The sequence below is a fragment of the Nostocoides jenkinsii Ben 74 genome (genome assembly GCF_001046875.1).
Taxonomy (GTDB): domain Bacteria; phylum Actinomycetota; class Actinomycetes; order Actinomycetales; family Dermatophilaceae; genus Nostocoides_A; species Nostocoides_A jenkinsii.
In genome coordinates, this window is the sequence record NZ_HF571038.1 from 2,839,555 (window position 1) to 2,850,594 (window position 11,040).

9 protein-coding genes are annotated in these 11,040 nt (G+C 69.0%); 4 read left to right on the plus strand and 5 right to left on the minus strand.

What is annotated here, in order from left to right:
• The first annotated feature begins 25 nt into the window (after nt 1-25).
• The 3 genes from pta (at nt 26) to BN13_RS13555 (ending at nt 4,310) form a co-directional block, all read left to right on the plus strand.
• A complete protein-coding gene (gene pta / locus BN13_RS13545) occupies nt 26-2,092 on the plus strand; it encodes a phosphate acetyltransferase (RefSeq protein ID WP_048547697.1) in 2,067 nt (688 codons plus the stop codon).
• Nucleotides 2,089-3,273, plus strand: coding sequence for an acetate/propionate family kinase (locus tag BN13_RS13550; protein ID WP_048547699.1), 1,185 nt, complete (start codon nt 2,089-2,091; stop codon nt 3,271-3,273). Before pta ends, BN13_RS13550 begins: the two co-directional genes overlap by 4 nt.
• A gap of 203 nt (nt 3,274-3,476) precedes the next feature.
• Nucleotides 3,477-4,310, plus strand: a complete 834-nt coding sequence (locus BN13_RS13555) for a methylenetetrahydrofolate reductase (RefSeq protein ID WP_048549184.1) — start codon at nt 3,477-3,479, stop codon at nt 4,308-4,310.
• Here BN13_RS13555 and BN13_RS13560 read toward each other — a convergent pair.
• Genes BN13_RS13560 through BN13_RS13580 form a run of 5 tightly spaced genes read right to left on the minus strand, consistent with a single transcriptional unit; the run spans nt 4,299 to nt 9,316 of the window.
• Nucleotides 4,299-4,991: a DUF1638 domain-containing protein gene (locus BN13_RS13560; protein ID WP_235434048.1), complete on the minus strand. Its 693-nt coding sequence runs from the start codon at nt 4,989-4,991 to the stop codon at nt 4,299-4,301. The two genes, BN13_RS13555 and BN13_RS13560, sit on opposite strands and share 12 nt — an antisense overlap.
• On the minus strand, nt 4,942-6,900 hold the full coding sequence (locus tag BN13_RS13565; RefSeq protein WP_084733763.1) for an ASKHA domain-containing protein: 1,959 nt from the start codon (nt 6,898-6,900) through the stop codon (nt 4,942-4,944). Before BN13_RS13565 ends, BN13_RS13560 begins: the two co-directional genes overlap by 50 nt.
• A 30-nt stretch (nt 6,901-6,930) precedes the next feature.
• The gene (locus BN13_RS13570; RefSeq protein WP_048547701.1) at nt 6,931-7,863 is read right to left on the minus strand and encodes a methyltetrahydrofolate--corrinoid methyltransferase; all 933 of its coding nucleotides are present in this window, start codon (nt 7,861-7,863) and stop codon (nt 6,931-6,933) included.
• On the minus strand, nt 7,860-8,531 hold the full coding sequence (locus BN13_RS13575) for a corrinoid protein (RefSeq protein WP_048547703.1): 672 nt from the start codon (nt 8,529-8,531) through the stop codon (nt 7,860-7,862). The genes BN13_RS13570 and BN13_RS13575 overlap by 4 nt, the downstream gene beginning before the upstream one ends.
• On the minus strand, nt 8,528-9,316 hold the full coding sequence (locus BN13_RS13580) for an IclR family transcriptional regulator (RefSeq protein WP_053079794.1): 789 nt from the start codon (nt 9,314-9,316) through the stop codon (nt 8,528-8,530). Before BN13_RS13580 ends, BN13_RS13575 begins: the two co-directional genes overlap by 4 nt.
• A 72-nt stretch (nt 9,317-9,388) precedes the next feature.
• Here BN13_RS13580 and BN13_RS13585 point away from each other — a divergent pair, with 72 nt between their 5' ends.
• Nucleotides 9,389-10,876, plus strand: coding sequence for a trimethylamine methyltransferase family protein (locus BN13_RS13585; RefSeq protein ID WP_235434049.1), 1,488 nt, complete (start codon nt 9,389-9,391; stop codon nt 10,874-10,876).
• Nucleotides 10,877-11,040: the final 164 nt, after the last annotated feature.

An 11,040-nucleotide genomic window follows, 5' to 3' on the forward strand; every position in this document is an offset into this window, starting at 1 on the left:
CGCGGGCCAGCGCTAGGCTGGGGTCGTGTCGACCCACGTCTATGTAGCCGCCAGTGAGCACGCCGCCGGCAAGTCCGGCATCGCATTGGGCCTGGTGGCCGCCCTCGCCAGCCAGGTCCACCGGGTCGGAGTATTCCGGCCCGTTGTTGCGTCCCGGACCGATAGCGATCCGGTCCTCGATCTGCTGCTCTCCCAACTGGCCACCCCGATGGACCGCGCGGCCGCCATCGGCGTGACCTATAGCGACATCCATGACGACCGCGACACCGCGATGGAGACGATCGTCGCGCGCTTCCACGCCGCGGCGGCCGAGCGGGACGCGATGGTCATCGTGGGATCCGACTTCTCCGGGGTCCCGTCCCCGACCGAGTTCGGCTTCAATGCCGAACTCGCCGCCAACATCGATGCGCCGATGCTGCTCGTCGTCTCCGGTGCCGATCGCTCCCGCGAGGAGATCCGGACCGCGGCCGCCCTGTCGGTCGCGGAGGCGGAGGCACGGCACGCCCGAGTCCTCGGCCTGGTCGCCAATCGCGTCACCGGTGATCTTGAGGTGGCCGCCGAGGCGGTCGCGAGCGCAGGTCACGGCGTGTTGACGTATGCCGTGCCCGACGTCCCCCTCCTGCGCGCCCCCACCGTCGGCCAACTGCTCACCGCCGTCGACGGCACCCTCATGTATGGCGATCCCGCCCGCCTGGACGACACCTGCCTCGGGCTCGTGGTCGCCGCGATGACGATGCCACACGTGCTCGACCGGCTTGTCGAGGACGGCGCCGTGCTGACGCCCGGTGATCGCGAAGACGTCGTATTGGCGGTGCTGCTGGCCCATGCGTCCTCGACCTTCCCGACGCCGGCCGCGCTCTTCCTTAACGGCGGCTTCGCGCCGACCCCGCAGGTGCAGCGCCTGATCGAGGGCATCCACCCCGACCTGCCGGTCATCGGGTGCCCGGCTGGGACGAGCGCCACCGCCGCCCAACTCGCGGGTGTCCGGGGCGATCTGCGGCCCGGACAGACGCGCAAGATCGGTGCGGCCGAGGAGGTTTTCCGCGAGCACATCGACGCGACCCGCCTCGTCGAGCGGTTGCGCGCCACCAGCGCGGGTGCCGTCACACCGCTGATGTTCGAGCAGCGGCTCATCAGCCAGGCCCGGGCCGCCCAGGCCCACATCGTGCTGCCCGAGGGGAGCGACGACCGCATCCTTGACGCCGCCGATCGCATCCTGCACCGCGGCGCGGCGCGGTTGACGATCCTGGGCGACCCCGAGTCGCTTCGTGCCCGCGCCGGTGAGCTGGGCCTGCGGATCGAGGGCGCGCAACTGCTCTCCCCCAGTGATCCAGAGCATGTCGAGCGCTATGCCGCCCGGTATGCCGAGTTGCGCGCCGCGAAGGGCATGACGCTCGACCGGGCCCGCGAGGTCGTCCAGGATGTGTCGTACTTCGGCACGATGATGGTTCTGCTTGGCGAGGCCGACGGGATGGTGTCGGGCGCGGCCCATACGACCGCCCACACGATCCGGCCGGCTCTCGAAGTCATCAAGACGGTGCCGGACGTCTCGATCGTCAGCAGTGTCTTCCTCATGTGTCTCGCCGACCAAGTGCTGGTGTATGGCGATTGCGCCGTCAATCCCGAACCCACCGCGGAGCAACTGGCCGATATCGCGCTGTCGTCGGCGGAGACGGCCGCGCAGTTCGGGGTCGAGCCGCGCGTGGCCATGCTGTCGTATTCGACCGGCAGTTCCGGCTCCGGGGCGGACGTCGAAAAGGTTAGGGCGGCAACGGAACTCGTCCGATCGCGGCGGCCGGACCTGCCGGTGGAGGGGCCGATCCAGTACGACGCCGCGGTCGACCCGGCTGTGGCCGCCTCCAAGCTCAAGGACTCGCCCGTCGCGGGTCGGGCCACCGTGCTGATCTTCCCCGACCTCAACACCGGCAATAACACCTATAAGGCGGTCCAGCGCAGCGCGGGGGCGGTGGCAATCGGGCCCGTCCTTCAGGGGCTGCGACGCCCGGTCAACGACCTGTCGCGGGGCGCACTGGTGCGCGACATCGTCAACACCATCGCCATCACCGCGGTGCAGGCCGGAGCCGTCCGATGAGCCGGGTGCTGGTGATCAACGCCGGGTCGTCGTCGCTGAAGTACCAACTGCTCGACCCCGCGACCGGCGAGGTCGCCGCGGCCGGGCTCGTTGAGCGGATCGGCGAGGAAGGGAGCACCCTGCGGCATACGGTCGGGGAGTCGGTTTTGCGGCGCGCGGTGCCCATCCCCGATGCCGCCGAGGCCTTCGCGCAGTTGTCGGCCGCCTTTGCCGAGGCCGGGCCGGACCTGCAGGCGCAGCCGCCCGTTGCGGTGGGGCATCGCGTCGTCCACGGCGGGACCCGATTCAGCGCCGCGACGGTGATCGATGACGACGTGCTGGCGACCCTGGAGGATCTCACTCCCCTTGCGCCACTGCACAATCCGGCGAATGTCGTGGGCATCCGGGCCGCCCGAGCTGCCTTTCCGGAGCTGCCCCAGATCGCGGTTTTCGACACGGCCTTCCACCGGACGCTGCCGCCCGCCGCCTATACGTATGCCGTCCCCAAGCAGTGGCGCGAGGACTACTCCGTGCGTCGCTACGGCTTCCACGGCACCTCGCACGAGTACGTCTCGCGCCGCGTGCAATCCCTCCTCGGCCGGGACGACGTCGCGACGGTGGTGCTCCACCTCGGCAACGGCTGCAGTGCCTGCGCGGTCCTCGACGGCCAGAGTATCGAGACCTCGATGGGCCTGACGCCCCTCGAAGGCTTGGTGATGGGCACCCGCTGCGGCGACATCGACCCCGCGATCCCCTTCCACCTCGCCCGCGTAGCCGGACTGAGCGTCGCCGACCTCGACACCGCCCTGAACAAGCAGAGCGGCCTGAAGGGTCTCGCCGGCGACAACGACTTCCGCGCGGTGGTGGAGTTGGCGGATGCCGGCGACGCCGATGCGATCGCGGCGATCGACGTGGTCGTGCACCGCTTGATCAAATACATCGGGGCGTATGCCGCGGTGATGGGCCGCCTCGATGCCATCGCCTTCACCGGTGGCATCGGGGAGCACAACCCGGCGCTGCGCGCCGCCGTGCTGTCTCGGCTCGCGGTGTTTGGGGTAGCGGTGGACGAGGCCGCCAACGCGGCCCCCGCGGCGGGCGAGCGGCTGGTGACCGGCCCGGGGAGCCGGGTCTCGGCATACGTCATCCCGACGAATGAGGAGTTGCAGATCGCGCGCGAGTGCGTCGCCCTGCTGAGCCGCTGACCCGCCCCGGCAAGCCAATCCTCCCCGCGGACGCAACCACCCGGCCCAACCCACCCCCGCGGACGCAATGACCTGCGGCGGACGCAATAGCTATTGCGTCCGCCAGGTTATTGCGTCCGCGCGGGGGTGGGCCCTTGTCGCGGGGCCGGGCGCGGCCCTAGGCTCAGCCAACTAATGGCTCACATGATGAAACGAGTTGCATGATGAGCAACAACACGGGGATTCGGCGGCTACTGGAGAATGCGCGCTTCGAGGTCCTGCCGACGGCGACGATAGCGGAGAAAGTCCTCGCCTCAGTGCCCCGCGACACCACCCTCACCGTCACGGCTTCCCCCGCCAAGCCGCTCGATGCGACCTTGGGTATGGCCGAGCGGCTGCGCGCCGAGGGGTACCGCGTCGTGCCGCACCTCGCCGCGCGAATGATCAACGGCCGCAACGAACTTGCCGAAATCGTGGACCGCTTGAGGCAGGCCGACATCGACGCGATCTTCGTGCCCGGCGGCGATGCGACGCCCGGCGAAGGGCACTACACCTCGGCCGTGGAACTCCTCGACGACCTCGCCACGATCCCGCATTCGTTTCGCCAGATCGGCGTGACCGGCTACCCCGAGTCGCACCCCACGATCCACGACGACGTCACGATCCAGTCGATGTGGGACAAGCGCCGCCACGCCACGCACATCGTCAGCAATATGACCTTCGATGCCGCCGGGACGGCGAAGTGGGTCCGCCGCGTACGCGCGCGCGGGGTCAGCCAGGCCATCCTCATCGGCCTGCCCGGACCAGTGGAGCGGGCCAAGTTGTTGACGATGGGCGCGAAGGTCGGGGTCGGTGAGTCACTGCGCTTCCTGACCAAGCAGAAGGGCGTGTTCGCGCGCATCGCAGCCCCCGGCTACAGCCCGGAAGCGTTCTTGCAGAAGCTGGTTCGCACCGCCGACGAGCCCGCGATGAAGATCGAGGGCCTGCACCTGTTCACCTTCAATCAGGTCGCCGAGACCCAGGCCTGGCGCGAGCAGCTCCTGGCGTCAGCACGCTAACAGCAGGGCCAGCGCAGACTCCAAAGCGCCATCCCCGGTGCTGATCACCGTCAGCGGCAGGCCGAGCCGGGCCGCGACGCGCTCGGCCTCCTCCCGCAACTCCCCCGCCGGATCCTGTGCCAGCCAGATCACCTGCGTGAAGTGTCGGAAGTAGTCGTCGCGCAACTCGGGATAGCGATCCAAGCCGAGCTCTCGCCATACGGTCCGATCGAAAGACTTGACCAGGAAGTCGGTCAAGAAGAAGGTTCCCGGCTGGTCCGCCAGCCACTCCTCGATCCGCTCGGCCCCGGCGAACAGGTCATAGCAATGCAGACCCTGCAACCGCGCGATCCCCCACCGGTCGCAGACCTCGTCCAGCGCGCCATAGGTGCCGCAATCGGCATACGCCACAACGACTTTTCCGTATGCCGCGGCGAGCCCCCCGAGGTGCGCCTCCACTTCGGGAGCGATCCGGTGCGGGTGGTTGTGCAGCAGCGGGGGCAGTGGATGGATATCGACCGGCCACCCGCGGCGACGGGCGATGTCGGCAATGTGGATGGCGATCGCACCGCACGCGAGCGCGGCGACCCGGCTCGCACGCGGGTCCTGCGCGCTCGGCTCCCGGGTGCTCGGCTCCTGGGTGCTCAGGTCCTCAGCCGGGGAAGGCGAGTTGCTCGACGAAGCGGTCGTTGAAGTCGGCACGGTCGGAGAGTTCGACATAGTGCACCTCCTCCAACAGCGCATCAGCTCCGGCGCGTTCGCGCGAGCTCAATAGCACCATTTTCGCGCCCTCACCCGCGACATTGCCGGCCGAGACGATCCTGAGCACGGACAGTTTGGGCACCAGCCCGATCCGGATGGCGGCGGCGGGTGAGAGGTAGGAGCCGAACGATCCCGCCAGCAGCACCTGCTGGATGTCGCCGGGGGCGAGCCCGATCTCCTCACAGAGCAGCGCCCAACCGGTCGCGATGGCCGCCTTCGCGAACTGCAGCTCGCGAATGTCGCGCTGCGACAAGAAAACACAGTCCTCGGTCGGGGCGTCCGGGGTCGGTCGATGAAGGATGAACACCCGCTCCTGGCCGACCTTGCTCAGTCGGTCGGCCAGGGTTGGCGCGATGGCGGGCGCCACCTCGTCGGGGACAAAGCGCCCACTGGCGTCCAGCAGCCCGACGCGGACCAATTCGGCGACGGCGTCGACGAGGCCGGAACCGCACAACCCCATCGGCGCCACATCGCCGATAACGCCGAGTTGCACGGTCTCGCCGAGTTTGACCACCTCGATCGCGCCATCCGCGGCGCGCATCCCGCGCCGGATGGCACCGCCCTCAAAGGCCGGGCCGGCTGGAGCGGCGGTGGCGACGAGGCGCTCGCCGTCGGAGAGGACGATCTCGCAGTTGGTGCCGACGTCGACGAAGAGCCGGGCGCGTTTGTCACGGTCCATCCCGGTGGCGAGCATGCCCGCGACGATGTCGCCGCCGACATAGGCCCCGAGCGCCGGGAACAGCACGACGCGCGCACCGGGATGCAGCCTCAGCCCGACCTCGGTGGCGGGCAGGACCGGGAAGTGATCGTGCGCCATGACGAAGGGCGCGACCCCCAGCGGCTCGGGGTCGATGCCGAGCAGCAAGGCAACCATCGTGGCATTGCCCGCGATCGCGACCTCGTAGACGGTGCCGGGGTCGACGCCGGCCTCCGCCAGCACCTGATCGGCCAGTTCCGCCAGGGTCGCCTGGGCCGCGGTCCGAAGCCGCTCGCCGGCATCGGGATCCATCATGGTCGCACTGATGCGGGTGATGACGTCGCCACCGAAAGGCTGCTGCTTGTTGAGCATCGACGCGACGCCGCAGGGGGTGCCGGTCGAGAGATCCAGCAGCGTGGCGACGACCGTGGTCGTGCCGAGGTCGAAGGCCAGGCCATACCGGTATGCCGTGGTGTCGCCCGGCTCGATGTCGATCAAGGTCTCGTCGACGACGACGGCGGTCACCTTGAAGTCGTTGTCCCGCAAGACCTTCGGCAGGCGGCGCAGCGCATGGAGATCGGGGTGCAGGTCCAGATCGTCGATGGCGTCGAGCACCCGGCGCAGGTCGGTGCGCTGATCGGCCAGGCTCGGCTCGTCGAGTTCGAGATAGCGCTTCTGCACGGCCGGTCGCAGGATGACCTGACGGCCGACGCCGACGGTGGCCGCCTTCGGGCGGGTCACCAGCGGGGGCACCTCGACGTCGAGATCCGACCGGGCGGAGACGAGGCAGGCCAGCCGCCAGCCGGCCGCCAACTCGCCCTCGCTGAACGTGCGGCGGTCGTGCGATGTGATCGGAGTGTCGCCGCGCGAGACCCGGACCTTGCACTTGCGGCAGGTGCCATGCCCGCCGCACGTGGAGTCGATGGCGATGCCATTCCACGACGCCGCGTCGAAGACCGAGACGCCCGGCGGGACGCGGTGCTCGCGTCCCGCCGGCGCGAAGCGCAACAGCACCCGGCCGGTCCCGTCAGGCGGCGCCGGGTCGTCCGACGGGGCATCCGCGGCGGGACGGTCGAGCAGTCCCTCGCGGCGCAGCCCCGCGACGAGGTCGGCGGGCGGGGGCGAGCCGCCCTCGTCGGTGGTCGGGGTCATGGCAGCAGAGCCTAGGTCGTCGCCGGCGACTCAGGGAGCCGGGGTCGCGGCCGCGGCGGCCTCGGCTGCTGCCGCCTCGGCAGCCGCAGCGGCGGCGACCTTGGCGCGATGCATCCGGATCCAGGTCCCGCCCCATTCGTCGTGTCCCAGAAGCAGATCCGCGGCCCGCACGGACTCGACCACGGCGGGAGTCCGGGCATCCATGATGGCGCTCGTCATTCCGGCACCCATGGCCAGCGGCAGCCAGGCGGCGTTGATGGCGTGCCGGCCCGGCATACCAAAAGAGACGTTGGACGCGCCGCAGGTCATGTTGAGTCCCCAGCGCGCCTTGATCTCGCGAATCGTCTCCAGCGCGGTCGCGCCGACGGAGGAGTCGGCGCCGATCGGCATCGCCAACGGATCGATGACGATGTCGTCAATCGAGATGCCATATTCCTCGGTCGCGACGCGAACGATCTTGCCCACCAACTCGATTCGCTTGCCCGACTCCATCGGGATCTCGTCGTGATCGTTGGGGAGGGCGACGACGGCCGCGTCATACTTCTTGACCAGCGGCAGGATGGCGGCCAACCGCTCGTCCTCGGCCGTCACCGAGTTGACCAGAGCCCGACCTTGGTATGCCGCGAGCCCGGCTTCGAGGGCCTCCACCACGGAGGAGTCGATACAGATCGGCAGGTCGGTGAGGGACTGGACGAGCCGAATCGCGTTCTCCAACAACTCGGCTTCGTCGGTCAGCGGGACACCCATGTTGACATCGAGGACGTCGGCGCCCCCGGCCACCTGGGCGGCCACATCCTTCTCGATCAGCGAGAGATCGCCGGCGCGCAGGGCCTCCTGGAAGATCTTGCGGCCGGTGGGGTTGATCCGCTCACCGATGATGCAGAAGGGGTGCTCATGACCGATCGTGACCTGCTTGGTGGCCGAGCGGAGGATGGTCTGGCGCAGCGCGACCGGCTCAGTCATGCGCCGGCACCCACGAGGGCACGCTTGCCGGCGAGAAGGTCCTTGGCCCGCTTGACCGTGGCCGAGGCGTCGGCGGCATAACCGTCGGCGCCGACGGCATCGGCATACTCCTGGGTGACGGGGGCGCCGCCGACCATGACGATGACCTGGTCACGCAGGCCAGCCTTCTCGAGGGCGTTGATATTGGCCTTGAACATCGGCATCGTCGTGGTGAGGAAGGCCGAGAAACCGACGATGTCCGGCTGGTGCTCCTCGATCGCGGACACGAACTTCTCGGGGGCGACCTGCACGCCGAGGTCGATGACCTCGAAGCCGGCCCCCTCCAACATGATGTTGACGAGGTTCTTGCCGATGTCGTGCACGTCGCCCTTGACGGTGCCCATGAGGAACTTGCCGATCGTCTCGACGCCGGTGTCGGCCAGCAGCGGCCGCAGCCGCTCCATCGCACCGGCCATCGCGCGGCCGGCGATGAGCATCTCGGGGACGAAGAAGTCGCCCCGCTCGAACCGGGCGCCGACCTCCTCCAGGGAGGGGATCAGGGCGTCGAACAGCAGGGTGCTCGGCTCCATACCCATGCCGAGTCCTTGCTCGGTCAGGCTGAGCACCTCCGGACCGTTGCCGACGAGGGTTTGCTCGTAAAGGCCGGTGAGGATCTCCTCGCGGGTCATGCGGCACCTTCCTGGTTGTGTGGGTTGAGGCCCTGGTTGGGTGAGTTGAGACGAGTGGTCAGATCGTGGGCCCCGCCGCGCAGAAGCGCGCCGAGACCGACGAGGTCTGCGGTGAGACGGTCTCCGGGTCCGGACAGCCCCAGCGCGGCGACGGTGCGACCGCGGCCATCGAGGACCGGGACGGCCAGGGCAGCCAGGCCGATCTCGAGTTCGTCCACAGCCTGGGCGACCCCGGCGCGGCGGACCTCGCGCAACTCCCGCTCCAACCGGTCGCGACGGCCAATCGAGCGGGGCGTCGGCGTGGCCAACCGGCCCGCCGGCAGGGGCAGGGCGCCGAAGGCGTAGAGGACCTTGCCCAGGGCGGAGCAGTGGGGAGGGACGGCCAAGCCGACCCACTCCCGGGAGCCGAGCACGAACTGTGCGTCGACCTGGCCGATCTGCACGACCGCGGCCCCGCGCGCCACCGCGAGGTTGACCGTCTCCCCCGTCTTGGCACCCAAGTCCTCCATCACCGGTGCGGCGATCGTGAGGAGGGCGGCCTCGGGGCGGCGGCTCGCGGCATACGAGACAAAGAGAGACCCGGGAACGAAGCTGCCCGCGGAGGTGCGGGCCAACAAACCCTGGCGTTCGAGGGCCGACAACAGACGCGACGTCGTGGACCGGGCGAGGCCGCAGCGCTGGTGAATCTCGCTGAACGACAATGGATCCGGCGACTCGACAACCAACGCGACGAGGTCCGCGGCGCGGTCGACCGCCTGGGTGCCCGTCGCAGTGTCCGCGCTCATCGGGACCCCCGCAGACGCCCTGCACCCGCTCCCATAGTGTGGAACATCGATTCCATATCGTGAGGCTAGGATGTGGCACACGTCTCAGTCAAGGTGGCCGCCCGTCCCGAAAGGACCCTGATGTTCCGCAACCAGATGCCGCGCTACGAGATCCTCAGCCAGGATGCGATGGCCACCCTCGACGCCGGCTGGCGACGCCTGATCAGCGAGGTGGGCGTTGAGTTCATGAGCGAGGAGGCGCTGCGCCTCTTCCGCGAGGCCGGGCAGAAGGTCGTCGACAACACGGTCTTCTTCGACCCCGAGTTCGTCCTGGAGCAGGTCGCCAAGGCCCCGCGCGAGTTCGACATGCAAGCGCGCAACCCCGCCAACAATGTGCACATCGGCGGAGACGCGATGGTCTTCGGTGCGGTCTATGGGCCGCCCTTTGTGCGCGAGGGCGCCGTTCGTCGGGACGGGACCTTGGATGACTTCCACCGCTTCGCGAAGCTGTCGCAGTCGTTCGCGGCGCTCGACTCCGCTGGTGGCGTGGTCTGTGAGCCCAATGACGCCCCGCTCGACTCGCGCCACCTCGACATGATCTATGCGCTGCAGACGCTGACCGACAAGATCTACATGGGCAATGTGGTCTCGGGCGAGAACGCGCGCGACACGATCGCGATGGGCGAGATCCTCTTCGGCGGTCGGGAGTCGATCGAGGCCAAGCCCGCGTCCATCTCGCTGATCAACTGCAACTCCCCGCTGCGCTGGGACGACCGGATGCTCGATGCGCTCATCGAATACTGCAAGGCCGCGCAGCCCGTGGTGGTGACGCCCTTCATCCTGATGGGCGCGATGTCCCCGGTGACCATCCCGGCGGCGCTGGTGCAGCAGATCACCGAGGCGCTCTCGGGGATCGCGCTCACGCAGTTGATCCGCCCCGGCTGCCCGGTCGTGTTCGGCTCGTTCCTATCCAATATCGACATGCAGTCGGGGTCGCCGACCTTCGGCACTCCCGAGTCGGGCATCGGCCTGCTCTGCACTGGGCAGATTGCGCGGCACTTCGGGCTGCCGTTCCGCACCGGCGGCGGTCTGACGTCGTCGCAGGTTCCAGACGCCCAGGCGGGCTACGAGGCGCTGATGACGCTGATGCCGACGTTCCTGGCGGGCACGAACTTTGTGATGCACTCGGCCGGCTGGCTGGAGGGCGGGCTGGTCGCCGGGTTCGAGAAGTTCGTCATCGACGCACAGATCGTGGAGATGCTCCAGCACGAGTTCACGCCGATGGAGATCGACGAGGCGTCGCTGGCCTACGACGCGCACGTGGAGGTCGGCCATGGCGGGCACTTCCTGGGTGCGGCGCACACGATGGAGCGTTTCCGTACGTGCTTCTACCGGCCGTTCCTGTCGTCGTCCGACAATTACGACCGCTGGATGCGCAATGGCGGCAAGGACACCGCCGCCCGCGCCGCGGACATCTGGAAGAAGCGGCTGGAGGACTACACCGAGCCGCCGCTGGACGAGGCGATCAAGGCCCAGCTTCAGGAGTACGTCGCCCGCCGCCGCAGGGAACTCGGCGACTGAGCCTTACCCCGCCGGCCGCCGGCTGGCACCCGGGGGCCAACACGGCGGACGCAGTAACCCGACGCCCACCCCGCGTGCAGACGCAATAACCCGACGCCCACCCCCGGCGGACGCAATAACCCGGCGGACGCAATAACCTGGCGCGGACGCAATAGCTATTGCGT

Coding starts and splice junctions, on each gene's coding strand:
- BN13_RS13550 (WP_048547699.1), top strand. CDS start 2,089: ATGAGCCGGGTGCTGGTGATCAACGCCGGGTCGTCGTCGCTGAAGTAC.
- BN13_RS13555 (WP_048549184.1), top strand. CDS start 3,477: ATGAGCAACAACACGGGGATTCGGCGGCTACTGGAGAATGCGCGCTTC.
- BN13_RS13565 (WP_084733763.1), bottom strand. CDS start 6,900: ATGACCCCGACCACCGACGAGGGCGGCTCGCCCCCGCCCGCCGACCTC.
- BN13_RS13570 (WP_048547701.1), bottom strand. CDS start 7,863: ATGACTGAGCCGGTCGCGCTGCGCCAGACCATCCTCCGCTCGGCCACC.
- BN13_RS13575 (WP_048547703.1), bottom strand. CDS start 8,531: ATGACCCGCGAGGAGATCCTCACCGGCCTTTACGAGCAAACCCTCGTC.
- BN13_RS13580 (WP_053079794.1), bottom strand. CDS start 9,316: ATGAGCGCGGACACTGCGACGGGCACCCAGGCGGTCGACCGCGCCGCG.